Annotated in this window: 28 protein-coding genes and 1 pseudogene; 17 read left to right on the forward strand and 12 right to left on the reverse strand. The window is 64.3% G+C overall.

Annotated elements, in window-relative coordinates; translation table 11 throughout:
* Positions 1–10 precede the first annotated feature (10 nt).
* From ABVQ20_RS00205 to ABVQ20_RS00215, 3 genes and pseudogenes are all read left to right on the forward strand, one after another.
* Positions 11–139 (forward strand): annotated as a pseudogene (locus ABVQ20_RS00205) (type II toxin-antitoxin system ParD family antitoxin); the annotation flags it as partial.
* Positions 140–330: 191 nt separating this feature from the next.
* On the forward strand, positions 331–1467 hold the full coding sequence (locus ABVQ20_RS00210) for an efflux RND transporter periplasmic adaptor subunit (RefSeq protein ID WP_354457489.1): 1137 nt from the start codon (positions 331–333) through the stop codon (positions 1465–1467).
* Positions 1464–4664 carry an efflux RND transporter permease subunit gene (locus ABVQ20_RS00215; RefSeq protein ID WP_354457490.1) on the forward strand — a complete coding sequence of 1067 codons (3201 nt, stop codon included), beginning with the start codon at positions 1464–1466 and terminating at the stop codon, positions 4662–4664. The genes ABVQ20_RS00210 and ABVQ20_RS00215 overlap by 4 nt, the downstream gene beginning before the upstream one ends.
* 13 nt (positions 4665–4677) lie before the next feature.
* Here ABVQ20_RS00215 and ABVQ20_RS00220 read toward each other — a convergent pair whose 3' ends face one another.
* Positions 4678–5121, reverse strand: a complete 444-nt coding sequence (locus ABVQ20_RS00220; RefSeq protein WP_354457491.1) for a cytidine deaminase — start codon at positions 5119–5121, stop codon at positions 4678–4680.
* 73 nt (positions 5122–5194) lie between these two features.
* Complete coding sequence (locus ABVQ20_RS00225; RefSeq protein WP_354457492.1) at positions 5195–6574, reverse strand: sodium:solute symporter family protein; 1380 nt, start codon at positions 6572–6574, stop codon at positions 5195–5197.
* A 158-nt stretch (positions 6575–6732) separates the two neighbouring features.
* Between ABVQ20_RS00225 and ABVQ20_RS00230 the strand changes: the two genes are divergently transcribed.
* The 8 genes from ABVQ20_RS00230 (at position 6733) to arsK (ending at position 13825) form a co-directional block, all read left to right on the forward strand.
* The gene (locus ABVQ20_RS00230; protein ID WP_354457493.1) at positions 6733–7947 is read left to right on the forward strand and encodes an adenosylhomocysteinase; all 1215 of its coding nucleotides are present in this window, start codon (positions 6733–6735) and stop codon (positions 7945–7947) included.
* A 36-nt stretch (positions 7948–7983) separates the two neighbouring features.
* Positions 7984–8763, forward strand: a complete 780-nt coding sequence (locus ABVQ20_RS00235) for an IclR family transcriptional regulator (protein WP_354457494.1) — start codon at positions 7984–7986, stop codon at positions 8761–8763.
* Positions 8764–8849: 86 nt separating this feature from the next.
* Entirely contained in the window at positions 8850–9185 is a 336-nt protein-coding gene (locus ABVQ20_RS00240; RefSeq protein WP_354457495.1) for an ArsR/SmtB family transcription factor, read from the forward strand.
* A 25-nt stretch (positions 9186–9210) separates the two neighbouring features.
* Positions 9211–10320, forward strand: a complete 1110-nt coding sequence (gene arsB, locus ABVQ20_RS00245) for an ACR3 family arsenite efflux transporter (RefSeq protein ID WP_435528312.1) — start codon at positions 9211–9213, stop codon at positions 10318–10320.
* On the forward strand, positions 10317–10736 hold the full coding sequence (arsC, locus tag ABVQ20_RS00250) for an arsenate reductase (glutaredoxin) (protein ID WP_354457496.1): 420 nt from the start codon (positions 10317–10319) through the stop codon (positions 10734–10736). Before arsB ends, arsC begins: the two co-directional genes overlap by 4 nt.
* 64 nt (positions 10737–10800) lie before the next feature.
* Positions 10801–11121, forward strand: coding sequence for an ArsR/SmtB family transcription factor (locus ABVQ20_RS00255; RefSeq protein WP_354457497.1), 321 nt, complete (start codon positions 10801–10803; stop codon positions 11119–11121).
* Between the two features lie 51 nt (positions 11122–11172).
* On the forward strand, positions 11173–12585 hold the full coding sequence (locus tag ABVQ20_RS00260; RefSeq protein WP_435528402.1) for an NAD(P)-binding domain-containing protein: 1413 nt from the start codon (positions 11173–11175) through the stop codon (positions 12583–12585).
* Positions 12578–13825 carry an arsenite efflux MFS transporter ArsK gene (gene arsK / locus ABVQ20_RS00265; RefSeq protein ID WP_354457499.1) on the forward strand — a complete coding sequence of 416 codons (1248 nt, stop codon included), beginning with the start codon at positions 12578–12580 and terminating at the stop codon, positions 13823–13825. Before ABVQ20_RS00260 ends, arsK begins: the two co-directional genes overlap by 8 nt.
* Positions 13826–13834: 9 nt before the next feature.
* On the opposite strand, the gene ABVQ20_RS00270 is transcribed toward arsK, so the two are convergent.
* The 7 genes from ABVQ20_RS00270 to ABVQ20_RS00300 form a co-directional block, all read right to left on the reverse strand.
* On the reverse strand, positions 13835–14593 hold the full coding sequence (locus tag ABVQ20_RS00270) for an amino acid ABC transporter ATP-binding protein (protein WP_354457500.1): 759 nt from the start codon (positions 14591–14593) through the stop codon (positions 13835–13837).
* 26 nt (positions 14594–14619) lie between these two features.
* Positions 14620–15294, reverse strand: coding sequence for an amino acid ABC transporter permease (locus tag ABVQ20_RS00275; protein WP_354457501.1), 675 nt, complete (start codon positions 15292–15294; stop codon positions 14620–14622).
* Positions 15291–15962: an amino acid ABC transporter permease gene (locus tag ABVQ20_RS00280; RefSeq protein WP_354457502.1), complete on the reverse strand. Its 672-nt coding sequence runs from the start codon at positions 15960–15962 to the stop codon at positions 15291–15293. Before ABVQ20_RS00280 ends, ABVQ20_RS00275 begins: the two co-directional genes overlap by 4 nt.
* A 103-nt stretch (positions 15963–16065) precedes the next feature.
* Positions 16066–16854 (reverse strand): ABC transporter substrate-binding protein, encoded by a 789-nt coding sequence (locus ABVQ20_RS00285; protein WP_354457503.1) that lies wholly within the window; start codon positions 16852–16854, stop codon positions 16066–16068.
* Positions 16855–16965: 111 nt separating this feature from the next.
* Positions 16966–18129, reverse strand: coding sequence for a saccharopine dehydrogenase family protein (locus ABVQ20_RS00290; protein ID WP_354457504.1), 1164 nt, complete (start codon positions 18127–18129; stop codon positions 16966–16968).
* Complete coding sequence (locus ABVQ20_RS00295; RefSeq protein WP_227345979.1) at positions 18126–18635, reverse strand: Lrp/AsnC family transcriptional regulator; 510 nt, start codon at positions 18633–18635, stop codon at positions 18126–18128. Before ABVQ20_RS00295 ends, ABVQ20_RS00290 begins: the two co-directional genes overlap by 4 nt.
* A 107-nt stretch (positions 18636–18742) precedes the next feature.
* The gene (locus ABVQ20_RS00300) at positions 18743–19480 is read right to left on the reverse strand and encodes an SDR family oxidoreductase (RefSeq protein WP_354457505.1); all 738 of its coding nucleotides are present in this window, start codon (positions 19478–19480) and stop codon (positions 18743–18745) included.
* 93 nt (positions 19481–19573) lie between these two features.
* Here ABVQ20_RS00300 and ABVQ20_RS00305 point away from each other — a divergent pair, with 93 nt between their 5' ends.
* The 4 genes from ABVQ20_RS00305 to ABVQ20_RS00320 all read left to right on the forward strand — a co-directional run bounded on the left by ABVQ20_RS00305 (position 19574) and on the right by ABVQ20_RS00320 (position 21925).
* A complete protein-coding gene (locus ABVQ20_RS00305; protein WP_354457506.1) occupies positions 19574–20485 on the forward strand; it encodes an AraC family transcriptional regulator in 912 nt (303 codons plus the stop codon).
* Positions 20486–20563: 78 nt separating this feature from the next.
* Complete coding sequence (locus tag ABVQ20_RS00310) at positions 20564–20806, forward strand: manganese efflux pump (RefSeq protein WP_354462075.1); 243 nt, start codon at positions 20564–20566, stop codon at positions 20804–20806.
* Between the two features lie 98 nt (positions 20807–20904).
* Entirely contained in the window at positions 20905–21486 is a 582-nt protein-coding gene (locus tag ABVQ20_RS00315; protein WP_354457507.1) for a histidine phosphatase family protein, read from the forward strand.
* Positions 21487–21655: 169 nt separating this feature from the next.
* On the forward strand, positions 21656–21925 hold the full coding sequence (locus ABVQ20_RS00320; RefSeq protein WP_354457508.1) for a cyclase: 270 nt from the start codon (positions 21656–21658) through the stop codon (positions 21923–21925).
* A gap of 15 nt (positions 21926–21940) precedes the next feature.
* Here the strand turns inward: ABVQ20_RS00320 and ABVQ20_RS00325 are convergent, their stop codons facing one another.
* Entirely contained in the window at positions 21941–22981 is a 1041-nt protein-coding gene (locus ABVQ20_RS00325; protein WP_354457509.1) for an RNA polymerase subunit sigma-70, read from the reverse strand.
* A gap of 41 nt (positions 22982–23022) precedes the next feature.
* Positions 23023–23769: an SDR family oxidoreductase gene (locus tag ABVQ20_RS00330; protein ID WP_354457510.1), complete on the reverse strand. Its 747-nt coding sequence runs from the start codon at positions 23767–23769 to the stop codon at positions 23023–23025.
* Between the two features lie 362 nt (positions 23770–24131).
* Here ABVQ20_RS00330 and ABVQ20_RS00335 point away from each other — a divergent pair, with 362 nt between their 5' ends.
* Both ABVQ20_RS00335 and ABVQ20_RS00340 read left to right on the forward strand, forming a co-directional pair.
* Positions 24132–24521: a hypothetical protein gene (locus tag ABVQ20_RS00335; RefSeq protein WP_354457511.1), complete on the forward strand. Its 390-nt coding sequence runs from the start codon at positions 24132–24134 to the stop codon at positions 24519–24521.
* Between the two features lie 8 nt (positions 24522–24529).
* Positions 24530–25072, forward strand: a complete 543-nt coding sequence (locus ABVQ20_RS00340; protein ID WP_354457512.1) for a hypothetical protein — start codon at positions 24530–24532, stop codon at positions 25070–25072.
* A 14-nt stretch (positions 25073–25086) separates the two neighbouring features.
* On the opposite strand, the gene ABVQ20_RS00345 is transcribed toward ABVQ20_RS00340, so the two are convergent.
* Complete coding sequence (locus tag ABVQ20_RS00345) at positions 25087–25866, reverse strand: pseudouridine synthase (RefSeq protein WP_354457513.1); 780 nt, start codon at positions 25864–25866, stop codon at positions 25087–25089.
* Positions 25867–26009 lie beyond the last annotated feature (143 nt).

Genomic DNA, 26009 nt, shown 5'->3' on the forward strand with positions numbered 1-26009 from the left:
TGCCTCGTAGCTGGAAGAGCACGAAGCCAAGGTCCGTGCCTTGCAGAACGCGCTCATTGCCGGCGAGGAATCGGGTGCACCCGCTGCCTTCGACAGCGCTGCTTTCCTGAGCGAGATGCGGGCCAGGCATGCCAGGTAAGAGCCGCCGATGCCGCTTGAGGCCTCGCTGACATCAATCCCGTAAGGCGGGGAACTTACAGATCGGTAAGCTGGCGGTGATGCGCCGGAAAGGTTGAGCCCGCAAAGATGCCGGTCACGGGACCGTGGTTTGTCAGGAACTCGCCGCACGTCCACTGTACACGACGTAGAACCGGACGGACGAGACCAAGCATGATCGCCGACTGGTGCAAGGCCTTCCGAACCCTTCGGGCCATTGTTTTTGGTTCACTCACTCTAGGCGTGGCAGGCGCTTCGGCCGTTGTCGACGCCCTGGCGGCGGGCGCCGCAATTCCGGTAGTTGCCGACGTTGCGCGCCGCGCCGATGTGCCGGTGTTTCTCGTCGGCCTTGGCTCCGTCGCGCCGCTGCGCACGGTGACCGTGACCAGCCGCATCGACGGCCAGCTCATCAAGCTGGACTTCGCCGACGGACAGGACGTGCATGAAGGCGACCTCATCGCCGAGATCGATCCGCAACCACTGCAAGCGGCGCTGGAGCAGGCCCAGGCCACCAGGACGCGCGATGACGTGTCGCTGGCAAATGCCAGGCTGGATCTCGCCCGTGCGCAGACGCTGACCACCAAGGGCGTCGGCTCGACGCAGGTGCTTGACACTGCCAAGGCCGCCGTGGCGCAGCTGGAAGCGACCGTCAAGGTCGACCAGGCCGCCATCGACATACAGCAGATCCAGCTGCGCTTCACGCAGATCCGCTCGCCGCTCGACGGCCGGGCCGGCATCCACATGGTCGATGCCGGCAACATCATCCGCGCCAGCGACACCGGCGGCATCGTGCGGATCAGCCAGATCCATCCGATCGCGGTGGATTTCTCGCTGCCGTCCGCCGATCTCCCACGTATCCAGGCGGTGATGAAGGCCGGCAATGCCCCCGTGGTCGCGCAGGACAATGGCGGCCAGCAACTGGCCACCGGCAGCCTCAGCGTTGTCGACAACCAGATCAATGGCGCCACCGCGACAATCCGGATACGCGCCGTCTTCGACAATGCCGACGACCGGCTGTGGCCCGGACAATTCGTCAATGTCCGCGTCCAGGTGGAATTCCAGCGCGGCGTGGTCACGGTTCCGGTGACGGCGATTGTGCGCGGACCCGACGGGACCTATGCTTTCGTGGTCGGCAAGGACAGGCACATCGTCAAACGGCCGGTGACGGTGGCGTATTCGAATGCCGAGCTTGCCGTCGTAGGCGAAGGCGTCCAGCCCGGCGACACCGTCGTCACCGACGGCCAGTACCGCGTCCAGGAGGGGGACCTGGTCGACGTCACCGGACCGGCCCAGGCGGCACTCGCGCCATGAACATATCAGCGCCCTTCATCGTCCGGCCGATCGCCACCACGCTGCTGGCCATCGGCGTGACGCTGGTCGGCCTTGTGGCGTATTTCCTGCTGCCGATTGCCGGCGTGCCCCAGGTCGACATCCCGACACTGCAGATCTCGGCCAACCTGCCGGGCTCGAGCGCCGAGACGATGGCGACGACGGTTGCGGCACCACTCGAACGGCAGCTGGCGCTGATTTCGGGCGTGACGTCGATCAGTTCGAGCAGCTCGCTCGGGCGCACCTCGATCCAGGTCGAATTCGATCTCGACCGCAGCCTCGACGGCGCCGCGCAGGACGTGCAGACCGCGATCAGCGCCGCCGGCGGCGACCTGCCGAAGGACCTTCCCAGCCCGCCGACCTACGAAAAGGCCAATCCGGCCGACGCGCAGCTGATGTCGATCGCCGTCACCTCCACCGACCTGCCGATCGACAAGGTCAACGACTATGTCGAGAACTACCTGGCCCTGCAGCTGTCGCGCGTTACTGGCGTCGGGCTCGTCGACTTCCATGGCGAGCAGAAATCGGCGGTCCGCATCCAGGTCAACCCGTCCGCGGCCGCCGCACTCGGGCTCAGCCTGGAGGATATCCGCGCCGCGATCGCGACGGCAAGCGTCAATGCTCCGAAGGGCACGCTGAACGGTCCGCGCCAATCGCTGACGCTCGACGCCACTGACCAGCTGTCCAATGCGGCGTCGTTCAATTCGGTGATCATCGCCTACCGCAACGGCGCGCCGGTCCGCGTCAGCGACATCGGCACGGCCATCGACGGCGTCGAGGATATCCGGCAGGCGGCGTGGCTAGGCAGCCAGCGGGCCGTCATCATCGATGTCCACAAGCAGCCGGGCTTCAACATCAACCAGACGGTGCAACTGATCAAGAACGTGCTGCCGGAGCTTCAGCGCACGCTGCCGCCGTCGGTCAAGATGCAGATCCTGGGCGACCGCACGCAGACGATCCGCTCATCCGTCTCCGAGGTGCAGTTCACCATGGCGATCAGCATCGGGCTGGTCGTGCTGGTCATCTTCCTGTTCCTGCGGCATGTGCGCGCGACGCTCATCCCCAGCATCACCATTCCGGTGTCGCTCTTGTGCACCTGCGCGGCGATGTACCTGCTCGGCTACACGATCGACAATGTGTCGCTGATGGCGCTGACCATCGCCGTCGGCTTCATCATCGACGACGCCATCGTCATGGTGGAGAACATCATCCGCCACATCGAGAACGGCGACACGCCGCTGCAGGCGGCACTCAGCGGATCGCGCGAGATCGGCTTCACCATCATCTCGATGACGCTGTCGCTGGTCGCCGTCTTCATCCCGCTGTTGCTGATGAGCGGGCTGATCGGCCGGCTGTTTCGCGAATTCGCGGTCGCCGTCAGCATCGCCATCATGATGTCCGGGCTGATTTCGCTGACGCTGACGCCGATGATGTGCGGCTGGCTGCTGAAGCCGATCGACCACAATGCGCGCGAGAACGTCGTGTCGCGGGCTCTCGAAGCCACTTTCACCGGCATGCTGCATGTCTATGAGGTGGGCTTGCGCTGGGTGCTCCGCCACAAGCCGGTGATGCTGCTGTTCATGGCGGCGACGCTCGGCGCCACCTTCTATCTCTACCAGGTCATCCCCAAGGGATTCTTTCCGCAGCAGGACAACGGCACCATTTCGGGCAGTTCGGAAGCGGCGCAGGACATCTCCTACGACGCCATGGTGCAACGCCAGCACGAACTGGCCAAGGTGGTCACCGCCGATCCCGATGTGCAGACGGTCTATTACTGGGTCGGCGCCAACCCGACCGTGAACAGCGGCCGGCTGATGATCGACCTGAAGCCGCTGAGCGAGCGGCATGCGACGGCGACGCAGGTGATCAATCGCCTGCGCAAGGCGGCGGCCAAGGTCGAGGGCATCGCCCTGTTCGGCCAGGCCCGCCAGGACGTGCAGATCGGCGCGCGGGTCAGCAAGACGCAGTATCAATACACGCTGCAGGATCCCGACGTGAACGAGCTGTTCAAATGGGCGCCGATCATACTGGCCAAATTGCAGACCTTGCCCGAATTGCAGGACGTGACCGGCGACCTGCAGGCGAGCGCGCCCAGGATGACGCTGAAGATCGACCGCGACCTGATCGGGCAGCTCGGCATCACGCCGCAAGCCGTCGACGACACGCTCTATGACGCCTTCGGCCAGCGCCAGGTGGCGACGATCTTCACCCAACTCGACCAGCACCATGTCGTGCTGGAACTGCAGCCGCGCTTCCAGGGGGATGCCTCGGCGCTGGCGCGCCTGTTCGTGCGTTCCAGCACCAGCGGACAGATGGTGCCGCTGTCGACGCTGGCGCATTACGAGACGTCGGTGTCGCCGCTGACGATCAACCACCAGGATCAGTTTCCGGCGGTGACGCTGTCGTTCAACCTGGCGGCCGGCCATTCGCTCGGCGACGCCATCACGGCGATCCAGAAGCTCGAACAGTCGATGATCCTGCCGGCGACGCTGACGGCGCGCTACCAGGGCTCGGCAAAGGTGTTCCAGTCATCGCTGGCCAACCAGCCCTATCTGATCCTGGCGGCGATCATCGCCGTCTATATCGTGCTCGGTATCCTCTATGAGAGCTTCGTGCACCCGATCACCATCCTGTCGACGCTGCCGTCGGCGGGCGTGGGCGCCTTCCTGGCGCTGATGGCGCTCGGCTATGATTTTTCGCTGATCGCGCTGATCGGCGTCATCCTGCTGGTCGGCATCGTCAAGAAGAACGCCATCATGATGATCGACTTCGCGCTGGAGGGCGAGCGACGACGCAACCTGCCGGCGGAAGAAGCGATCTACCAGGCCTGCATCCTGCGCTTCCGGCCGATCATGATGACGACGATGGCGGCACTCTTGGGCGGCCTGCCGCTGGCGCTGGGCAGCGGCGCCGGCTCCGAGCTTCGCCGGCCGCTGGGCATCGCCATTGTCGGTGGCTTGCTGCTGTCGCAGTTCCTGACGCTTTACACCACGCCTGTCGTCTATATCTATCTCAGCCGGTTCAGCCATCTCAGATGGTTCTGGCGCCGCAAGGCCGATTCGGAAATCGTCGTACCCGGCGCCGGCCCCGCACCGGCGGCCGGTCCGCGGCCGGAAGTTCGGCCGGCGGCGCTGCCGCCAAAACTGCACGAAACACCTCAGGCGGCGAAGCGGCGCTGACGGCAGCTCCGCTTCAGAACTTGCGCGGGTCGATGCCCTTGGTTCCCGGCCCGTAGGGGCTGGGGTAGATCTCGCCGATGGTCATCAGTTCGATCTCGCCGTCGAGCGTCGAGCCGATGATCATTACCTCGGGATCATCACAGCAGAACTCCCAGATCACCTGCCGGCATTCGGCGCAGGGCACGCCCGAATAGGGGCCGTGGCAGACGATGGCCTCGATCTGGCGTTCTCCGGCCGCGGCCATCTGCATCACCGCGTTGCGCTCGGCATGCACAGATTGCTGCAGCGTCACCACTTCGACATTGCAGGCGGCGAACAGCCGGCCTGACTTGGTGCGCACGGCCGAGCCGACCTTGTGGTTGGAGTAGGGCGTGTAGGCTTTTTCGCGCGCTTGCGCCGCTGCGGTCACCAGCGCCTTGTCGGCCTGCGAAAGTGCGTCGAAGCTGGTTCTTATCATCGGTGTCTCCGCGCCCCATCCCAAACTGATTCAGGATGGGGCTCTATCTTGTTGTTCGATCTGTGTTTTGACTTCAAGCGGCCTGCCGTTCCGGGCGGGTAACAAGCCCGACGGCGAAGGGGATGGCTGACAGGATGAAGCCGACCAGGGAGGCCGGAATGCCACCGGGCTCGCCCAGCAGCACCAGGATGGCGGTGGAGCCGGCGCCGATGACGATGGTCGACAGCATCGACCACACAGGGATGCGCCAGCCGAAGGTGGCCGACAGCACCGGCAGCAGCAGTCCAGGCACATAGACCGAGAAGCCGAGCATCAGGATGGTGACGATGCCGGGCACGCTGAGCGCCACGACCAGCGCGACGAGGCCAAGGACGAGCAGCAGGATGCGGCTGGTCCACAGCCTTTCCTTGTCGCTGGCGTCGGGCCGGAAACGCGAGATCACGTCGCGCTGCAGCGTCGTCGCGGTGACGAGCAGTGTGGTGCTGGCCGTCGACATCGCCACCGCAAGGAAGGCAGCCACGAGCACGCCGATAACGCCGTGCGGCAAAAGCTGCACCATCAGGTCGGGCATGGCGTTGACCGGGTTGGCGCCGGCGGGCAGCAACGCCTTGGCGGCGACGCCCAGGAAGGTGAGGATGAGGCCGAATACGGCCATGATGACGAAGCCATTGATCATGCCCTTGCGCGCCGTGTCCGGCGAATTGGCGGAAAAGACGCGCTGGAAACCGATCGTGTCGATGAAGCCGGCGGGCAAAAGCAGGAACCAGACGAACAGGGTCGCCGGCGGCACGTTGGCGAAGAGGTTGTAGAAGCCGGGGATGTCCCTGGTCGCTTCATAGACATGCGAGACGCCCGGCCCGAAGACGACAAACAGCGGGGCGACGACACCGATGACGATGAGGAAGATGACGGCCTGCAGCACATCGGTCGCCACCACGGCGAGAAAGCCGCCAAGCATGGTGTAGACGATGACGACCAGGAAGGCGACGATGGCGCCGGTGGTCGGATCCATGCCCGAAAACAGGGTGAACACCATGGAGATGCCGAACACCTGCGCCGCCGCCCAGGCAAGATAGTTCCAGCTGGTGACCAGCGAGGCGGCGATACGCACCGAGTCCGGATAATCCTGCGCGACGATGTCGGGCGTCGTCACATGCATGCGCTGGCGCACGATCTTCGCCAGGAAAATGCCCATCAGCAACAGGCCGATGGGGAAGGTGTACCACCACCATGAGCCGGCGATGCCGTAGCGCACGACCATTTCGGGCGTGCCGAACAGGCCGGCGAGCCCGGTCCACGAGGCGAAGGCCGAAATGGTCAGCCATAGCGGCCCCATGCGCCGGCCGGCGACGATGTAGTCTTCCTCGGTCCTGATCGATCGGGCGAAGAACAGCCCGATGGCGGTGACCGCCACGAGATAGACGGCGACGATCGCGATATCCAGATTTCCCATTTGTACCCCCTTCACATGCAAGTCGATGGCGCTGTTGGCGCCGCGCAATTCTGTTCGCTCGCCCCCCTTCGCGGGGGCTTGACGACCCTCTGCAAGTTTTGTCACATGCAAAAATCTTTTTTGCAAGTGCTGAATCTGGACCATAGCGGAGACATCGAATGACCCACGCCGAGGCAACAACCCGCAATCCGGAACTGGTCGAGCGCGGCCGCGCCCGCATCGCCTGGATCCGCTCGCGCATGGCGATGCTGGCCGCATTGCGCGGGGAATTCCGCCGGACGCAGCCCTTCGCCGGCAAGCGCATCGGCGTGTCCCTGCATGTCGAGCCGAAGACGGCGGTGCTGCTCGAAGTGCTCGCCGAGGGCGGCGCCGAGATCGTCGGCACCGGCAATCACGGCTCGACGCAGGACGATGTCGTCGCCTTCCTGCAGAGCCAGGGCATCGGCATTTTCGGTAGCCGCGCCGACACGCTGGCCGACCATCACGCCAATCTGGCGCGGGTGCTGGATGCCAGGCCGCACATGCTGCTCGATAACGGCGCCGACCTTGCCGCCGGCATCGTCGAGCGGGGGCTCGCATCGTCCATCCTGGGCGGCACCGAGGAGACGACCTCGGGCGGCGACCGGCTGCGCGGCGAACTGGCCGGCAAGGTGCCGTTTCCGTCGATCGTCATCAATGACAGCCCGCTGAAGGCGATCGGCGAGAACAAGCACGCGGTCGGCCAGTCGGTGGTCGAAAGCTTCATGCGCATCACCAATCTGATGATCCCCGGCCGGCGCTTCTGCGTCATCGGCTATGGCTGGTGTGGGCGCGGCATTGCGCAATATCTGCGCGCGCTGGGCGGTCGGGTCGCTGTCGTCGAGGTCGACGAGATCAAGGCGCTGGAGGCCGCGCTCGACGGCTACCGGGTGGCGCCGCTGGCCGACCTCGCACCGTGGGCGCAGGTGTTCATCACCGCCACCGGCCGCGCCGGCGTGCTGCCGGCCGATGCCATCGCCGCCATGGAAGACGGCGCGGTATTGGCCAATTCCGGGCATTTCCCCTGGGAGATCGATACGGAAGGCCTGCGAGCCATCACCTCTGGTGTCACCGATCTCGACGGCACCTTGCAGCGGCTGGACCTCGCCAATGGCCGGCATGTCATCCTTGTCGCGGAAGGCCGCATGTTCAACCTCGCCGGCGTTGAGCCGAAGGGCAATTCGATCGAATCCATGGATATCGGCTTCATGCTGCAGGCGCTGTCGCTGGAGCGGGTGGCGAAGGGCGAGGGGCTTGCGGGCAACCGGCTGACAGCGGGAGCGCAGCCAGTGCCCGACAACATCAACCGGCGGATCGCCCGGCTGATGATGGCTACGATGGGCGCGGCGACGTAACTATACTGCTTCCTGATTCGACCGGGGAAGATGGGCATGGCTGGCAAGGGCGGCGCTGAGGCGCCGGATTATTCGGTTCCGGCCCTGGAGAAGGCGTTCGACATCATCGAACTCCTGGCCAACCAGAAGGACGGGCTAAACCAGGGGCAGATATCCGAGGCGGTCGGGCGCTCGATCCACCAGATCTACCGCGTGCTGCAGGCGCTGGAGCGGCGCGGCTACATCTTTCGCGACCGCCCGGCCGGGCTCTATTTCCTGTCGACGCGCATGTTCGAACTGGCGCACCGGCACGAGCCGCTACGCGGCCTGGTCCAGGCGGCGCTGCCCTCGATGCGGCGGCTGGCCGACGAGATCCAGCAATCCTGCAATCTCGGCGTCCACAATGCCGGCCGGGTGCTGATCCTGGCGCAGGTGGAAAGCCCGGCTTCCTTCGGGTTCCGGGTCCGCGTCGGCGCCGAGTTCCCGCTGTTCGGCACGGCGACCGGGCGCGCGCTGATGGCGTTCCAGCCGCAGGACAGAATCAATCAATGGCTGCAAGCCTCTGGTATCCAAGATGAAAAGGCCGACATGGAGCGCGCGCTGGCGTTGATCCGCACCGCGGGCCATGAGGAGGTTCCCGATGGGCTGCAGCCCGGCGTCACCGATCTCGCCTTTCCGGTGATGGGGCCTTATGGCGACGCCGTCGCGGCGCTGACCGTGCCCTATGTGGCGACGACCTACAGCATGCTCGACCTCGCCACCGTGCGCCGCCATGCCGCCCAGGCCGCCGCCGAGATCGGCGCGCTGCTGGCGCCCGGCGAACTGGACACGCGCTGAGAAGATCGAACGCCAGAATTGACGCGGCTTTACAGGCCCCTGCGGAGGCTGTATCTAAACATCCATAAATCCAAGGATTCGGATATATGGATAAGAAGAGCACCTTGAACGCGCTGGCCGCCCTGGGGCAGGAGACACGGCTGGATGTCTTCCGGCTACTTGTGCGCGCCGGGCCGCCGGGCGTTCCGGCGGGTGAGATCGCGACCCGGCTGGATACGGTGCAGAACACCATGTCGGCGCATCTCAAGGTGCTTGTCCATGCCGGGCTGATCCGGCCCGAGCGCGACGGCAGGATCGTGCGCTATGTCGCTGATATGACCGGCTTTCGCGACCTCCTGTCCTACCTGATGGAAGACTGCTGCAACGGCGCGCCGGAGCTCTGCCGTCCGGTGATCGATGCCGTGACCTGCAAGTGCTGCTGAGACGTAACGAGCGGGGAAAGCCATCATGACCGATCACGCTCTGAACGCGAACGAAGCGGCGCGGCCCGGCATCGGCTTCGTCGAGAAATACCTGACGCTGTGGGTAGCGCTGTGCATCGTCGCCGGCGTTACGCTCGGCCATCTGCTGCCGAGCGTGTTCGGCGCCATCGCCTCGGCCGAGATCGCCAGGGTCAACATTCCCGTCGCGGTGCTGATCTGGCTGATGATCGTGCCGATGCTGCTGCGCGTCGATTTCGCGTCGCTGGTCGCGGTCGGCACCTACTGGCGCGGCATCGGCGTGACGCTGTTCATCAACTGGGCGGTAAAACCGTTTTCGATGGCGCTGCTGGCCTGGCTCTTCGTCGGCTTTCTGTTTCGGCCCTGGCTGCCCGCCGCACAGATCGAGTCCTACATTGCCGGGCTGATCATCCTTGCCGCGGCACCCTGCACGGCGATGGTGTTCGTCTGGTCGAACCTGACGCGTGGCGAACCAAACTTCACCCTGTCGCAAGTGGCGCTCAACGACGCGATCATGATCGTCGCCTTCGCCCCCATCGTCGGCCTGCTGCTCGGCCTGTCGGCCATCACCGTGCCATGGGGCACGCTGGTTCTGTCGGTCGCGCTCTATATCGTCCTGCCGGTGATCGTCGCGCAGTTGGTTCGCGCCCGGCTGCTGGCGGTGAAAGGGCAGGCCGGGCTCGATGCGCTGCTGGCCGCCATGCAGCCTTTGTCGCTGTTTGCCCTGCTGGCGACGCTGGTGCTGTTGTTCGGCTTCCAGGGCGAGCAGATCATCGCGCAGCCGCTGGTGATCGCGCTGCTGGCGGTGCCGATCCTGATCCAGGTCTATTTCAACTCCGGCCTTGCCTATCTGCTCAACCGCTTGTCCGGCGAACGGCACTGCGTCGCCGGGCCATCGGCTCTGATCGGCGCGTCGAACTTCTTCGAGCTTGCGGTGGCCGCCGCGATCGCGCTGTTCGGGCTGAATTCGGGCGCCGCACTCGCCACCGTCGTCGGCGTCCTCATCGAGGTGCCGGTGATGTTGTCGGTGGTGTGGATCGTCAACCGCAGCCGGGGCTGGTACGAGCAGGGCGCCGCCGTCAAGAAAACCGTGTCGACAGAAAGGGCCGCGCAATGACCATCACCATCTATCACAACCCGGCCTGCGGCACCTCGCGCAACACGCTGGCGATGATCAGGCAATCGGGCGAGGAGCCGCAGGTGATCGAATATCTGAAGACGCCGCCGTCGCGCGAAAGACTGGTCGAACTGATCGCGGCGATGGGGATGGCGCCACGCGACCTGCTGCGCGAGAAGGGGACGCCCTATGCCGAACTCGGCCTTGACGACCCGAAATGGAGCGACGACCAGATCCTCGACTTCATGCTGGCGCATCCGATCCTGATCAACCGGCCGATCGTGGTCAGCCCGCTCGGCGTCGTCCTGGCGCGGCCGTCGGAGAAGGTGCTGGACATCCTGCCCAACCCGCAGATCGGGGCCTTCGCCAAGGAGGACGGCGAGATGGTTCACGCGCCGGGCAAGCGCGCCGACTGATCATATTTCCACATTCTTCGAAATTTTGTTGACGACGCGAAAAGTAGCGCGTATCCCTATTTCCATGAAACTCGAACAAGCAGCCTCCCAGCTCGAAGCGCTCGGCAACCCGACGCGGCTTCAGCTTTACCGCATCCTGGTGCGCGCCGGCGATGACGGGCTTCCCGTCGGCAGCGTCCAGGGCAAGCTCGATATCCCGTCGTCGACGCTGTCGCATCACCTCAAGCGGCTGGTCGATGCCGGCCTTGTCAGCCAGGAGCGGCAGGCGACGACGCTGATCTGCCGCGCCAACTATCCCGGCATGAATGCGCTGATCGGCTATCTCGCCGACGAGTGCTGCGCGGACGCTACTTGTGCTCCCGTCGTGGGCAAGGCGATCGCCTGATTTTTTTTGCTTTCTTAATTCGAAAATACTAGAAGGATCGAATATATGGACATGATGGCAGAACTTCCCGTCGCGGTGATTGGTGCAGGCCCGGTCGGCCTGGCCGCCGCCGCGCATCTCGTCCAACGCGGCATTCGCCCGCTCATCCTTGAACGCGGCGAAAGCGTTGGCGCGGCACTGCTCGAATGGGGCCATGTGCGGGTGTTCTCGCCCTGGGAGTACAATATCGACGCAGCGGCGCGGACACTGCTCGAGCGCTCCGGCTGGAAAGCGCCAGACGAACAGGGGCTGCCGACCGGCGGCGAGATCGTCAGCGATTATCTGGCGCCGCTCTCCGCCCTTCCGGCGATCGCCGCCAATCTGAAGCTCGGCGTCGAGGTCACCGCCATCACGCGCCACGGACACAACAAGGTCGCCAATGAAGGGCGCAAGAACGCGCCCTTCGTCATCCGTTGCCGCGATGCGGACGGCGAGCACCGCGTTCTCGCCCGCGCCGTCATCGACGCTTCGGGAACGTGGTCGCGGCCGAACCCGATCGGCGTCGACGGGCTGCCGGTGCCCGGCGAAGGCGAGGCCTCGGGTCGCATCGCCTATGGCATTCCCGACGTGGTCGGCAAGGCGAGGGAGGATTATGCGGGCAAACGCATTCTCGTCATCGGCGGCGGGCACTCGGCCATCAACGTCGCCCTGGCGCTCATGGAACTGCAGGACGCGGTATCCGGCACCGAGATATTCTGGGCGCTGCGCCATGGCAGCGTCGACAGGCTGCTTGGCGGCGGGCTGAACGACCAGTTGCCGGAACGCGGTGCGCTTGGGCTGGCCGCCAAGCAGGCGATGGCGGACGGCAGGCTGAACATGCTGGCGCCTTTCGCCGTCAACCGCATCGCGCCGCAAGGCGAGGGGCTCACGGTCGACGCCAGCCTGGCCGGCAAGCCGTTCAACCTCGCCGTCGACCGCATCGTCGTGACCACAGGGTTTCGGCCTGATCTGTCGTTCCTTGGCGAGATCCGCATTGCGCTCGATCCCGTTGTCGAAGCGCCGCCGGCGCTGGCGCCGCTGATCGATCCGAATTTTCACTCCTGCGGCACAGTTCCCGCGCATGGCATCGTGGAACTCGCCCATCCCGAACCCGGCTTCACCATCGTCGGCTCGAAATCCTATGGCCGCGCGCCGACCTTCCTGATGGCGACCGGCTACGAACAGGTCCGCTCGGTGGTTGCCGACATTGCCGGAGATCATGTCGCGGCCCACGAGGTGCGGCTGGTGTTGCCGGAGACCGGCGTGTGCAGCGCCGACCGCGTGACGGGATCGGACGATGCAGGGTGCTGCGGTGGGCCTGCTCCTGCCGATGCCAACGCCTGCTGCGTCGAGGACGCCGACGCAAAGGCAAAGGGCGCAGCGGGTTGCGGCTGTGGAGCCGGTACGCAGACGAGAAGAGCCGTGGCGACCAGCGTCGATGCCTGACCGGTCTCTCCTGCGCAAGGCGATCTGGGCGCTCGGGCTGACCCAGATCGTCGGCTATGGCACGCTCTATTACAGCTTCTCGATCCTGGCGCCGGCGATGGCCGAAGAATTCGGCCTCACGCAAGGTTGGGTGTTCGGCGCGCTGTCCGTGTCGCTGTTTGCCGGCAGCCTGTTCGCACCGACGGCCGGGCGTTGGGCCGACCGGTTCGGCGCCGGACGCATCATGACCATCGGTTCGGTGGCGGCGGCCATGGCGCTGGCTCTGTGCGCCGTCGCGCCCGGGCGGGTGACCTTCGTTCTCGCGCTGCTGGCGATGGAACTCGCCTCCAGCTTCGTCCTCTACAGCACCGCCTTCGTGGCGATCGTGCAGATCGGGGTTCCCTGGCCGCAACGCAGCATCACCCACCTGACGCTCATCGCGGGGTTTGCCTCTACCCTGTTCTGGCCACTCACCTCGATGCTGCATGCCCATCTGACATGGCGCGAGGTCTATCTGGTGTTCGCCGCGCTCAATCTCGGGCTCTGCCTGCCGCTCCATGCCTGGCTGATGCGCCTGTCGCGCCGCCACGCCACGGCCACGCTGCAAGGCGAGGGGCGCGGCTTGATCCATGAAGCGGAAGCCCCGCTTGATGCCCGTCGCGGGCGGGCCGCGTTCGTCTTGATGCTGGTGGGGTTCGCCGCCGAGGGTTTTGTGCTGTCGGCCATTCTCATCCACATGGTGCCGCTGACGGCGGCTCTTGGGCTGGGCACCGCCGGCCTCTTCGTTTCGACCCTGTTCGGTCCTTCGCAGGTCGCTAGCCGGCTCATCAACATGCTGTTTGGCGGGCGGCTTGCGCAAACGCATCTCGCCGTCATTGCCGCATCATTGCTCGCAGTCGGGCTGTGCACGCTATTGCTAACCACGCCATGGCTGCCCGGCGCGTTCCTGTTTGTGTTCCTGTTCGGCCTCGGTTCCGGGCTCACCAGCATCGTCGGCGGTACCTTGCCGCTCGAACTCTTCGGCCGCGAGGGCTATGGCGCGCGGCTGGGGTGGGCGAGCGCTGCCCGCCAGTTCACCTCGGCCTTCGCGCCGTTCGCGCTGGCCTTCATGATGGCGCGGACATCCGTCGCCAATTCGTTGTGGGTGCTGGTGGTCGTGGCGGCGAGCGGTGTGGGCGCCTTCCTTGCCATCGCGTTGCTCAGGCGGCGCGACGGCCGGCTTGCGTTTGTGGTTCAGGGGAATCCGGGAGAAGCGACCTAGCCGGGCTCGTCAATGCCGCAAAATCTTGCTCAGAAAGGCGCGGCTGCGGTCGGTCTTGGGGTGGGAGAAGAATTCCTCCGGCGTGCCGCTCTCGACGATGGCGCCGGCGTCCATGAACACCACGCGCTGGGCGACCTTGCGGGCAAAGCCCATCTCGTGCGTCACCACCATCATGGTCATGCCTTCCTCGGCGACCGCCACCATGACGTCGAGCACTTCGGAAATCATCTCGGGGTCGAGCGCGGAAGTCGGCTCGTCGAACAGCATGATCTTGGGCCGCATGCCCAGGCAACGCGCGATCGCCACGCGTTGCTGCTGGCCGCCGGAGAGTTGCGCTGGGTAGGCATTGACCTTGTCGGCGAGGCCGACCTTGGCCAGCAATTCGCGTCCGGCCTGCTCGGCCTCGGTGCGCGGGATCTTGCGCACATGGATGGGGGCAAGCGTCACGTTCTCGAGCGCGGTCTTGTGCGGATAGAGGTTGAACGACTGGAAGACGAAACCGATTTCGGTGCGCAGCAGCGTCATGTTGGTGGCGGGGTCGCCGAGGCGCTGGCCGTCGACGGTGAGATCGCCGTCGCGGATCGTCTCCAGCCCGTTGATGCAGCGGATCAGCGTGCTCTTGCCAGAGCCGCTGGGTCCGCAGACGACGACCACCTCGCGCGGCTCGACGCTCAGCGTGATGTCCTTCAGCACATTGAGCGCGCCGAACCATTTGTTGACACCGCGAAAATCGATCATGCCCGTTTTGATCAGGCTTGTTCTGGTCATATTTGCCGGACCTTTGGGGTTCGATGTCACAATTGCACCTCGCCATGCGCCGCGCCCATGCGGCGCTCCAGCCGGCGTGCCAGCATGATCAGCGGATAGCAGACGATGAAGTAGCCGACGCCGACGAGGAAGAAGACCAGCAAGCCGTTGGGCACGCGCTGCACCACCAGCCAGCCGACGCGGGTGAGGTCGGTCAGCCCGATGGCCGAGACGACGGAAGAGTCCTTGATCAGCAGCACATATTGCCCGACCAGCGGCGGCAGCACGATGCGCATCGCTTGCGGCAGCACCACCTGGCGCATGCGTTGCCAGCGCGACAGGCCGGACGCCAGTGCTGCCTCGACCTGGCCGGTCGGCACGGAACGGATGCCGGCGGCGACGATCTCGCAGATGAAGCAGGCGGCCAGGTTGGTCAGCGCGATGATGCCGGCGGTGAAGGCATCGAGCTCGATGCCGAACTCCGGCAGGATGAAGAAGATCAGGAAGATCTGCACCAGGAAGGGCGTTCCCCGGATCAGGTCGACCCAGGCGCCGATCACCGTGCTGATCAGCCGGTTGCCGCCGGTTCGCAATATGCCGAGGCCAAAGCCGAGCAGGGTGCCCAGCACCAGGCTGATCAGCGACAGCACCACGGTCATGCCGAGGCCGCGCAGTGCCAGCGGATAGCTGCCGGCGAGGCTTTGGAGCTGTTGCCAGATCATGTGCGCGCCCTCGCCGAGCCGAGCCAGCGCGTGGACAGGCCAGCCAGCCCCTTCAGGCAATAGTAGAGGAGCAGATAGAAGGCGGCGATGGTGAGAAAACCTTCCGCCGGCATGAAGCGGTCGGACGCCAGCAGTTGCCCGGCGCGCGTCAGCTCGGCGACCGAGATCAGCGACAGAAGTGCTGAATCCTTGACCAGCACGATCGCCTGTCCGAGCAGCGGCGGGATCGTCACCTTGAAGGCCTGCGGCAGGACGACCAGGCGCATGCGCTGGACATAGGTCATGCCGGAGGCGACGCTGGCTTCGACCTGGCCGCGCGGGATCGACAGGATGCCGGCGCGAATGATTTCAGCGATGTAGGCGCCGCTGTTCAGCGACAGAGCGAGGATGCCGACGACGAGCTCGGGCAGGACGAAGCCGAGGCGGGGCAGGCCGAAATAGAGGAAATAGAGTTGCGCCAGCAAGGGCGTGGCGCGCACGGCGTCGATATAGGCCTTGGCCGGCGCGCGAAACAGCCAGCCGCGCTGCAAATTCATGGCGCACAGCACGATGCCGACGACCAGCGCGCCGACAAAGGACAGTGCCGACAGCCAGACGGTCGTGACCAGGCCCTGCCCGAACAGGGGCAGGTATTCGACGATGGTGCGGAAACTGAAGTTCTCGAGCATGAGCACGCGGCGGTGAATGGTGAATAGTAAGTAGGGAGTAGGGAGTAGGGAAGCATGTCGGAACGGCCGTTCACCGGTCCCTACTCACCTACTCCCTAATTCCTCAGTGGTCTTTCTTCCAGGCGTCGGAATTGACCCAGTAGTCGAGGTTCTTCTGCAGGCGGCCGTCGATGGTGACCTGGTTGAGGAACAGGTTCATCCAGACAAGCAGGTCCGGCTCGTCATAGCGGGTGGCGAAGGCAAGCGGCTCCTTCGACAACAGCTCCGGCATGATGGTGAAGCTGCCGGCCGGATAGGCTGTCGACTGGCCCTTGACCGCCGAGACGTCGTTGACGCCGCAATCGGCCTGGCCGTTGTTGACGGCGTCGAGCAGCAGTGGACCGCCGCCCTTGTAGCTCTTGATGTCGGCATCGGGGAAGGCGGCCTTGGCTTCCTTCTCGCCGGTGGCGCCGAGCAGCACGGCGATCTTGGTGCCCTTGGCCTTGCAGTCCTCGGTGGTCTTGAACTTGCCGTCGGCCTTGGTGAAGACGGTGCTGCCCGTATACATGTAAGGCGTGGTGAAGGCGACCTTCATGCCGCGCGCCAGCGTCGGTGTCATGTCGGCCACCAGAAGGTCGGCCTTGCCCGACAACAGCGCCGGGATCAGGCCGTCCCAGTCGAAGTCGAGGAAGGTGATCTTCACACCCATTTCCTTGGCCATCAGCTCGGCCAGTTCAACCGAACTGCCGGTGCGTTCGCCATTGGCGCCGACCAGCGAGAAGGGCGGTCCTTGCGTCTGCACGGCGACGCGCAATTCGCCGCGCTTGGTGATCTCGTCGAGCGTTCCGGCACTGGCAGCGGTGGTGAGCCCGGCGAGCGCGAGTCCGGCGATGAAAAGTCTGGCAGTCTTCATTTTGTATTCCTCCCTGTTGTCGTTGTTATTTTGCCCGCGGATTCCCTTGGGCGCTTTTTTGAGCGGCAGCGCCGTTTGCCGGCGGCGGCCACCGTTCGAAAATCTGTCTCCTCAGTTCCAGGCCACCGTCTCGGCAACCTTGATGCCGCGCCTGGCCAATGCGTCGAAGAAGGGTTCGTCGGGCACATGCAGGAGCGGGTTCAAAAGGCCAGGTGTGGTGATCTCGCGCCGCGCGAGCATCTGCGCCACGATGCTGGCGGGGTAGCCGACGCCGAGGCTCATGCCGAACAGGCCTGAAGCCAGGTCGCGCTCGATGATCAGGTCCGACGTCACCGTCTTGGCGCGGCCGCCTTGGGTGCCGGAAAAGACGTTGCGCATCACGCAGAGGTCTTTTTCGCCGGGGCCATATTGCAGTTGCGGCCCGAGCAGCCGGCCGAGGAATTCGCGCGGGCTGGCGCCGATGCCCGAAACCTTGTCTTCGGACAGGAAGCCGAGTTCCTTGAGCGGCGCCCAGAACGCCGACCAGCCCGGCCACCGCAGCGTGTAGCGGCCGGAGCGGCGCAGCCCCTTCGCGGCGGCCAGCATCTCGACATAGTGCAGCGCATCGCCATTGGGAAAGGCTTCCAACTGGCCGAGGCCCGCGACTTCGATCTCGTGGATGAAAGGATTGTCGTGCTGCTGGCCGGCCGGCACCGCGACGCGTTCACCGTCCTCGATCATGACGCTGTCGCGGTTCTGGCTGACCAGAACCATGTCGAAGTTCCAACTCACCTTGTAGCAAAGCGGCTTGGCCATCGCCTTCGGCTCGGGGATGCCGCCGCAATAGGAATCGATCGCGGTGATCGCGTCGAACTGCCGGGCGGCGCGCGCATAGAGCACAAGGTCGATGCCGGGGTCGAGCCCGCATTCGGTCATGATCGAGACGCCGGCCTGTTCCGCTGCCGGGGCGAGATCGGCGATGGCCTTGCCGTAATTGGTGGTGACCAGCGGCGTGCCGGTTGCGATCGCCGCCAGCACGGCCTCGCGCATCAGCGGTTGCGGCAACAGGTCGATGGCGGCGTCGACTTCGGCGAGCACGTTGCCGAGCACCGAGGCGATGGCGCCCTCAGGCACGACGAAACGCACGCGGGAGAGGTCGGTCAGGCCGCCAAGCCGGGCCGCTCCGTCCGTGACGGTGTCGACGCAGACGACTTCCTCGACACCCTCGCTGGCGACGAGATCGGCGATCGCCGCTCGACCTTGCAGGCCAAGCCCACCCAGAACCGCGATCTTCATGGCATTTCCTTGCGCGCCGGCGTTTCGTCCGACCAGCAGCCTTCCGGCAGGCTGACCCATTTGTTGCAGGAGGCCATGACGACGAAGGTCTCGCTGCGCACCACCTCGCCAGGCACGCCGGCGCCGGGGATCAGCTCGCTGGTGATGCGATAGAGGTCGGCGACATCGCCGGCCACGGTGACGTCGACAATGATGTCGAAGCGCCCGGTGACCACCGAGGCCGAGTTGACGAAGGGCAATTCGGCAATGCGCTCAGCCAGTTGACGCGCCTGGCCGCGTCCCTGGGCGTTGATGCCGACGATGGCCGAGATCAGTTCCGGGCGCTCGGTCAGGTTCAGCAGCCCGACGATTTTCAGCAGGTTGCGGTCGATCAGGTTGCGCAGCCGCGAGCGCACCGTCGGCACCGATATCGCCATCTTCTCGGCAAGCCGGTTGACGCCGAGCTGCGCGTCCTGGGACAGCAGCTTCACCAGCCGCCTGTCAGTCTGATCGAGATGTTCCCGCAAGGCTCATGCTTTCATATATGAGAAAAATAACGTACAATTTCTTCTTTATATGAAAAGAGACTACGAGAAATTTTTCATAACTGCAAGCGCTGCGTTGCGAGGAACAATCAAGCCTGTGCGGTGGGTCGAATGACGATCTCGCTCACATCGACCTCGGCCGGTTGCTCGATCGCGAAGGCGATGGCGCGGCTGATAGCATTGGGGGAGATCGCGATTTCGCCCATGCGTTTTTCGATCTCCGCCTTGATCTCCGGATTGGTCATCGAGTCCGCGAAGTTCGTCTGGACGAAGCCCGGCGATATGTTTGTCACGCGTAGCGTGGGGCCGGCTTCAAGTCGCAAACCTTCGGCGATCGCCCGAACCGCGTTCTTTGTTCCCGCATAGACCGCCATTGTCGGCTTGATGATCGGCCCCGCCGTCGAGAGAATGTTGACGAAGTGGCCAAAGCCCTGGCGGCGAAACACCGGCAAAGCCGCTGCGATGCCGTAGAGCGGCCCCTTTATGTTGATGTCGATCATCTCTTCCCAATCCTCGACGCGCAGGTCATCGAGCAGGGAGTTCGGGCCAATACCGGCATTGTTGATCAGAACATCGATCTTGCCGAACCTGTCGCAGGCAAGAGCAACGAGCTTTGCAAGGTCCTCACGGTTCTTCACGTCCATGGCAAGACAGACTGCCTCGCCGCCCGCGCTCACGATGGTGCTGACGAGCGCGTCAAGACGATCGGCGCGCCGAGCTCCGAGCACAACCCTGGCTCCTCGTTCGGCAAGCAAGAGCGCCGTTGCCTCCCCGATGCCGCTGCTGGCACCAGTGATCGCGATGACTTTTCCCTTTATTCCAGACATGATTGTCTCCTTTCACGATCTAATGTTGTGAAGGGCCCGTGGATTATCTATGCTCAAAGCTCCATCGTTTCGTCGCGATCGTCCAATCTTGCCATGATCGATCCCTTATCCGATGTGCTTTCGCTTCTGGACATCCGGAGCGCGCGTTGCACGCGTCTCGAAGCGAGCGGGCGATGGTCGTTCCGCTTTCCCGCAAAGCCAGCGTTGAAGTTCGCGGCCGTTCTTCGTGGTCAATGCTGGATCACGTTGCCGGACGAGCGGCCCTTCGCACTTGGCTCCGGCGATACCTTTCTGCTGGCCAACGCCCCCGCCTATGTGATCGCCAATGATCTTTCCCTGAAGCCCGAAGACGGGATCTCGTCCTTCGACTGGGAGCATTCGAATGTCGCTCGGCACGGGGGTGATGAGACGGCTTTGGTCGGGGGAAGCTTCGTCTTCGTGGGCGGCAATGCGCAGTTCCTGCTCGATGCCCTTCCCAGGTTCATGCACATCCCGGAAGGCGACCGGGCAGCGACGATCCTGCGCGGCTCGCTGGCGGTGCTCGACGAAGAACTCGATGCGGCGTTGATGGGCTCGACACTGATGACACGTCGCATGGGAGACATCCTGCTCGTGCAGGCGTTGCGAGCTTACGTCGCCAGGGAAGGCATCGGCAGCACAGGCTGGGTCGGCGCGTTGACCGACCGACGCATCGGCTCTGCCCTCAGCCTGATCCACAATGATCCCGGCCATGGCTGGACGGTAAAAGAGCTTGCCATCGCTGTCGGCATGTCGCGTTCAGGCTTTGCGCGCCGCTTCAAGGAGCTGGTCGACCAGGCACCGCTCGACTACCTGACGCGCTGGCGGATGCACCGCGCCCGGGAGGCCATGCGTCGATCCGGGACATCGGTTGGTGGTCTGGCACAATCACTTGGCTACGCGTCCGAAAGCGCTTTCGGCAATGCGTTCAAACGTGTGTTTGGGCGTTCTCCGAAGCGACTCCTGCAGGGTGAAAACGCCGAGTAGCTATCGCGGCGCGCCTGGAACGATCACGGGCCGTCTCGTTCAAGTCGCGGCTCGGCTTCACAGTGCTGCCTGGAAAGTATAGCGACCGCCGTTGGCACCAGCATCGACGCGATGGCGGTCGGCGTGTCGATGGCTTTTCTCGACGTCAGCATCGTCGTGATCGCGCTTGCCATCGGGGCGGCGACCATGCTGATGTCGACCGGCGGCGTGCTTGCCGGGCGCTTTCTCGGCGCCCGCTTCGGGCGCTACGCGGAAATTCTCGGCGGCCTCGCGCTGATCGGCCTTGGCAGTTCCATCCTCTACGAACACCTGACGGCCTGACGCCGGCTGCGCCATCCGGCCGGTTCATCGCCGGACCTTTCGCGGCGCGGCGCGGACCGCTACAGCTTGGTCGGACAGATAGCAGCGAAAGGCCGGCAATGAGCAGCGTGCTTCCACAAATCCATCTGGTTCGGCATGGCGAGACGGCATGGAGCCTGTCTGGCCAGCACACCGGCCGCACCGACATGCCTTTGACGCAAGCCGGGGAGGCGGCCGCGCGTGGCGTGGCGGATCGGTTGAAAGGCCTGTCGTTCTCCGCGGTGTGGTCGAGCCCGTCGCAGCGCGCCTACAACACCAGCGTCCTCGCCGGCTTCGGTGGGGAGAGCGTCAGGAAGGACGACCTGCAGGAATGGGACTATGGCGCCTATGAAGGGCTGACGACCAGGCAGATCCTGGCCGAGCGGCCCGGTTGGAACGTGTTTCGCGACGGCTGCCCGAAGGGCGAGAGCGCCGCCGACGTTGGCGCGCGGGCGGACAGGATTGTCCGGCAGCTGCGCGAAACCGGTGGCAACATCCTGATCTTTTCCAGCGCGCATTTCCTGCGCGTGCTTGGCGCGCGCTGGGTCGGCCTGCGGCCGGAAGGGGGCGCGCTGCTGGTGCTCGATACGACCAGCGTCAGTGTGCTCGGCTATGAGCATGATCCGGGCGAGCCGGTCATTCGCAAGTGGAACCAGAGATAGGGGGCAGCAGCGCGGATCGAGACGCCGAAACGACGCCGCACCATTCCAGATAGACCGGATTTTCTGCAACCCTGCGTTGTTTGCCAACGATCAGGGGGAGGCATACGGTTGAGTGCCCATCATCGGAATGCTGGGCGAAACGAGAAAAACAGCCTGGGAGGAATGGAATATGACGACGTTGTTCGTGCGGCATACCGTGTCCGACTACAAGGCCTGGCGCAAAGTCTACGACGCCTTTGGTCCCACGCAAAAAGCCAAGGGCGTGAAGGCCGAGAGTGTTTATCAGGCGGCCGACAATCCCAACGACGTGACCGTGACCCATGATTTCCCCAGCGTCGCGGACGCGCAGGCTTTCATCAAAAGCCCGGATCTGAAAAAGGCGATGGAGGGCGCCGGCGTGGTCGGGGCACCAACCATGTGGATCACCAACAAGGCCTGAGTGGCCGTTCCTTCGTCATAGCCATGCAGGCGGCAGGCCGAAGGCTCCGAACAGATCGGGGCCGAGCGGGCCGACATAGATCGTCAGCGAGGCGATGCCGCCGTCGGCTGGCTCGATGACATGCAGCGAGTGGGCGCGCCATTCGGGCTCTTGATGACGGCGCGCATAGACGGCGACCGCGGGCTGGCCGTTGGCGCGGGTGGCGACCGGACGGTAGCCGGCGAAATTGCCCCAGACGGTCTTGAAGAAATCGTGGATCGCGTCGCGTCCCCTGTACCAGTCGCGCCATGGCGGCATATGATAAATGGCATCCTCGCGCAGCAGTTCGACGAGGTCGTCAAGATTGGCGGCCTGCCAGGCCTGCATATAGCGTTCGAGCAGCAGGCCCTCTTCGCGGTTGGGCCGCGAGCGCTCCACGGGACGCCCCTGCGGATAGCGCATCGCCAGCGTCGCGCGGGCGCGCTGCAGGGCGCTGTTGATCGAGGCGGTCGTGCCGCCCAGCAATTGCGCGGTCTCAAGCGCCGACCAGCCCAGCACGTCGCACAGCAGAAGGGATGCGCGCTGCCGGGGCGGTAGCAGCTGGATCGCGGCGACGAAGGCAAGCCGCACGGCTTCGCTTGTTTCGTAGCGCGCTTCAGGACCGGGCTCGCCATCGGCGAGGTCTGGCAGTTCCGAGTCCGGGTAGGGCTCCAGCCAGGCGAGTTCGGCGGCCGGCCCGCCGGTAGCCCGCCCCTCGGTCGGCAGCCGTCCGGGTTGCTCGAGGATGCGATGCGCTGAAGACCTTGCCTTGATGGCGTTGAGGCAGCTGTTGGTGGCGATGGTGTAGAGCCAGCCGCGCGGCGAGCCGCGTCCGTCGAATTGCGAACGACCGCGCCATGCCTTGAGAAAAGTGTCCTGCACAAGGTCGTCGGCCTCGTGCAGTGAGCCCATCATCCTGTAGCAATGCAGCTTGAGTTCGCGGCGGTGCGCTTGTGTCAGCCGTTCGAAGGCCAGCCGATCGAGGATCGGCTGGCCCGTCGAGCCCTGGGGCTCGGAAGCGCCGGGAGCGTCCGTCATGGCGAGCCTACCGTGGTGAATCCGCCGGCATCCTGCGCGCCTCATGCCGTCGCGGCAAGGCCGCTGCCGCTGACCGTGAAGGAGATGCCTTGAGCTTGACAGGAGGCGAGTGCGACCACGGCGCGTCCGACATCGGCGTGCGTCTGCACATCGGTCATGCTGGCGAGGAAATCCGCCGGGCTGATGCCGAGATAGGCCGAAACGCCAGCAATGCCGCCCTGGCCGACGCCCGTGCCGGCCATGATGCGCATCGGCGCCAGCGCCATGAAGCGCAGGCCGAGGCCAAGCCGATCCGACTCCTTCTGGCTGTGGGCGGCGAGGAACATCTGCATGCGCTTGGCGCCGGCATAGCCGCCGGAATTCGGCGGGCCGCCGCTGAGCGCGGCGCCGCTGGAGATCAGCACCACCCGGCTCCCCGGCTTCAACCCCCCTTGCAGTGCAGCCTTGCAGAACAGGAACGACGCCTTGACGTCCATCTCCCAGTTCGCGGAGAAATCCTCCCAGTTCTGGTCCTGCACGGGTGCTGATGGGGCCAGCGCGCCGGCTGACATCACCAGCACATCCGGCCGCAGCGCGGCGAAGACCGCATCGGGAGCGGCCTCCCGCGTGGCGTCGGCGACAAGCGTTTTTACCCTGGGCCGCTCCCAGGCGAGCTGTTTCAAATCGGCAGCGCCCCGGGCGACGGCAAGCACCGTCGCGCCCTCGCTCAACACGGTTTCGACGATCGCGCGCCCGACACCCCGGCTGCCTCCGACCACGACGATATTGTGACCTTGCAACGATCCCATGGATCACCTCGCTGTTCCGGCCCGGACCATTCCGGTGCCTGATGATGAGGACAGCGGATGTGGGCGGAAATCATCGGTGAGGGGCAAAAAACCTTCAGGCGATAGGCTTGGCTCGATCAAGCGGGCGCCATCCGGCGGGCTCCACCCCGTGGTGAGGAAGTTTTCCTGGGCGTCAAGAACAGCTTCTTGGCCAGTGCAATCCAGATTTTGGAACGGCGAACTGTATTTCGATAACTAGAAATTGATGAGTAAGTCTGTCCCTAGACTGGCGACTTGCTTGAGGCTGTCATAAAACCACCAGACGGGGAAAAATCAATCGGTCACAAGGTAGCTGAGAAATGATCTGCCGTACGACAGGTGTCATGACTGCGCTTGCACTCCTAGCACTTACGGCCTCTCCGGCCGCCGCGTTTACGCACTCATCAAGCGTTGAAAAGAAAGCACTCTCAGGACAGGAGATTTATCTCTACGGAGGCTCGACACTTAATCCAGACTGTTCGAAGGCAGGTAATGACGATGTAAGGGCAACTTCGGGGCCAAGTCATGGAAAAATCAAGATCGTGCATGGAAAGACTTTTGCGTTCTATCCCAAGAAGGATCAGCGCTCAAAATGTAATTCCCGGAAAGTTGACGGGATCAGGATTCTATACAGATCAAACGCCGGATTTAAGGGGCGGGATCAGGTAAATCTGTCCATTCATACATATACGGGGAATTCTTTCAGCACCGTCATATATATCAGCGTCGAATAGGCTTTCAGATGATGGACCAGGGTGCGTTGCGTCTGGCCAGTCACGCCATCGGCGTCGGATGGTGGACAAGCCTGCTTCAAGGGGTGGTGGCTTGCCCGAAGGTTCGCAAATCCACCAATGAAAACTCAAAAAGGGGAGCTGAAATGATCCGCCGTACGACAGGTGTCATAACCGCGCTTGCGCTTCTTACGGCCTCTCCGGCCGCCGCGTTTGGCAACTCGACAAGTTATGAAAAGACAGCACTGTCCGGACAAGAGATTTACGTCTTCATGAACGCGACCCTGAACCCGGACTGTTCAAGCATGGGCAAGGACGAGGTAAGGGCGGTTTCCGGCCCAAGTCACGGCAACTTCCGGCTTGTCTCCGGGAAGATATATCCCAGCTTCTCCAAGGGGAATGTGCGGTACAAATGTAACGTTCGACAAGTTCAGGGAGTGAGGGGGCTTTACAGGTCAAAGCCCGGATTCAAAGGGCATGATCAGGTGACCTTATCGATCCATACATTCACGGGTAATGCTCGCACGGTGGTCGTAAGCATTAACGTCGAATAGCAGCGACGCGTCGCTCAGTCACCCAGCAGCGCCATCTCCTCCGGCGTCAGGTGCCGCGCCGTGCCCTTGGCGAGGTCGCCCAGCTCAAGGCGGCCGATGGCGATGCGGATGAGGCGCTTGACCTTGATGTCGTGAGCGGCGAGCAGGCGACGGATGTGGCGGTTGCGGCCTTCGTCGAGCACGATCTCCAGCCATGCGGTGCGGCCGCCGCTGCGCAAAAGCGCGATCGAATTGGCGGTCAGTGTCTCGCCGTCGACCGTCGTGCCGGCGCGCAGCTTGTCCAACATCGTCTCATCCGGCACAGTGTCGACCTGCACATGATAGGTCTTGGGCAAATGCGAGGCCGGGTCCATCAACCGGTTGGCGAAGCGCGTGTCGTTGGTCATCAGCAGCAGGCCTTCGCTCGCCTTGTCGAGCCGGCCAACCGGCGAGACGAAGGGCAGGTCGAGCTCTTCCAGGCAGGCATAGACCGTGTCGCGCTGCTGCGGGTCGTCGCGGGTGGTGACCAGCCCGCGCGGCTTGTTGAGCATCAGGTAGACCTTGCGCTCGGCAACCACCGGCCTGTCGTCGACGACGATACGGTCGCGGTTGAGGTCGACGCGGGCGGAGGCGTTGCCGGTCACCTTGCCGTTAACGCGCACACGCCCCTCGGCGATCAGCACTTCGGCCTGCGTGCGCGAGCACAGGCCGAGTTTTGACAGAGCGCGATTGAGGCTGACGCCTGTGATCGACGGCCTGCTGGCGGCGGGCTGGCTGATTGCGGGCCTGCGCCCGGTTGGTGTTCGTCGGGTCATGCTCACTGTGGTTCTGTCCGCTGCCCGGGACTGATGCCATGGCGGACGCGGATATCGCAAGGCGAATGCTCTGCCAACAAGCGTATTGTCCGATCATGTGTCATGACGCATTCGCCCACCAAATACGGGTGATATGCAAAGAT

Source organism: Mesorhizobium shangrilense (genome assembly GCF_040537815.1).
GTDB lineage: Bacteria > Pseudomonadota > Alphaproteobacteria > Rhizobiales > Rhizobiaceae > Mesorhizobium > Mesorhizobium shangrilense.

Coding starts and splice junctions, on each gene's coding strand:
- ABVQ20_RS00230 (WP_354457493.1), top strand. CDS start 6,733: ATGACCCACGCCGAGGCAACAACCCGCAATCCGGAACTGGTCGAGCGC.
- arsB (WP_435528312.1), top strand. CDS start 9,211: ATGACCGATCACGCTCTGAACGCGAACGAAGCGGCGCGGCCCGGCATC.
- ABVQ20_RS00210 (WP_354457489.1), top strand. CDS start 331: ATGATCGCCGACTGGTGCAAGGCCTTCCGAACCCTTCGGGCCATTGTT.
- ABVQ20_RS00330 (WP_354457510.1), bottom strand. CDS start 23,769: ATGGGATCGTTGCAAGGTCACAATATCGTCGTGGTCGGAGGCAGCCGG.
- ABVQ20_RS00340 (WP_354457512.1), top strand. CDS start 24,530: ATGATGGACCAGGGTGCGTTGCGTCTGGCCAGTCACGCCATCGGCGTC.
- arsC (WP_354457496.1), top strand. CDS start 10,317: ATGACCATCACCATCTATCACAACCCGGCCTGCGGCACCTCGCGCAAC.
- arsK (WP_354457499.1), top strand. CDS start 12,578: ATGCCTGACCGGTCTCTCCTGCGCAAGGCGATCTGGGCGCTCGGGCTG.
- ABVQ20_RS00275 (WP_354457501.1), bottom strand. CDS start 15,294: ATGATCTGGCAACAGCTCCAAAGCCTCGCCGGCAGCTATCCGCTGGCA.
- ABVQ20_RS00270 (WP_354457500.1), bottom strand. CDS start 14,593: ATGACCAGAACAAGCCTGATCAAAACGGGCATGATCGATTTTCGCGGT.
- ABVQ20_RS00320 (WP_354457508.1), top strand. CDS start 21,656: ATGACGACGTTGTTCGTGCGGCATACCGTGTCCGACTACAAGGCCTGG.
- ABVQ20_RS00305 (WP_354457506.1), top strand. CDS start 19,574: ATGATCGATCCCTTATCCGATGTGCTTTCGCTTCTGGACATCCGGAGC.
- ABVQ20_RS00325 (WP_354457509.1), bottom strand. CDS start 22,981: ATGACGGACGCTCCCGGCGCTTCCGAGCCCCAGGGCTCGACGGGCCAG.
- ABVQ20_RS00260 (WP_435528402.1), top strand. CDS start 11,173: ATGATGGCAGAACTTCCCGTCGCGGTGATTGGTGCAGGCCCGGTCGGC.
- ABVQ20_RS00335 (WP_354457511.1), top strand. CDS start 24,132: ATGACTGCGCTTGCACTCCTAGCACTTACGGCCTCTCCGGCCGCCGCG.
- ABVQ20_RS00240 (WP_354457495.1), top strand. CDS start 8,850: ATGGATAAGAAGAGCACCTTGAACGCGCTGGCCGCCCTGGGGCAGGAG.
- ABVQ20_RS00290 (WP_354457504.1), bottom strand. CDS start 18,129: ATGAAGATCGCGGTTCTGGGTGGGCTTGGCCTGCAAGGTCGAGCGGCG.
- ABVQ20_RS00345 (WP_354457513.1), bottom strand. CDS start 25,866: ATGACCCGACGAACACCAACCGGGCGCAGGCCCGCAATCAGCCAGCCC.
- ABVQ20_RS00215 (WP_354457490.1), top strand. CDS start 1,464: ATGAACATATCAGCGCCCTTCATCGTCCGGCCGATCGCCACCACGCTG.
- ABVQ20_RS00255 (WP_354457497.1), top strand. CDS start 10,801: ATGAAACTCGAACAAGCAGCCTCCCAGCTCGAAGCGCTCGGCAACCCG.
- ABVQ20_RS00315 (WP_354457507.1), top strand. CDS start 20,905: ATGAGCAGCGTGCTTCCACAAATCCATCTGGTTCGGCATGGCGAGACG.
- ABVQ20_RS00280 (WP_354457502.1), bottom strand. CDS start 15,962: ATGCTCGAGAACTTCAGTTTCCGCACCATCGTCGAATACCTGCCCCTG.
- ABVQ20_RS00225 (WP_354457492.1), bottom strand. CDS start 6,574: ATGGGAAATCTGGATATCGCGATCGTCGCCGTCTATCTCGTGGCGGTC.
- ABVQ20_RS00235 (WP_354457494.1), top strand. CDS start 7,984: ATGGCTGGCAAGGGCGGCGCTGAGGCGCCGGATTATTCGGTTCCGGCC.
- ABVQ20_RS00285 (WP_354457503.1), bottom strand. CDS start 16,854: ATGAAGACTGCCAGACTTTTCATCGCCGGACTCGCGCTCGCCGGGCTC.
- ABVQ20_RS00300 (WP_354457505.1), bottom strand. CDS start 19,480: ATGTCTGGAATAAAGGGAAAAGTCATCGCGATCACTGGTGCCAGCAGC.
- ABVQ20_RS00220 (WP_354457491.1), bottom strand. CDS start 5,121: ATGATAAGAACCAGCTTCGACGCACTTTCGCAGGCCGACAAGGCGCTG.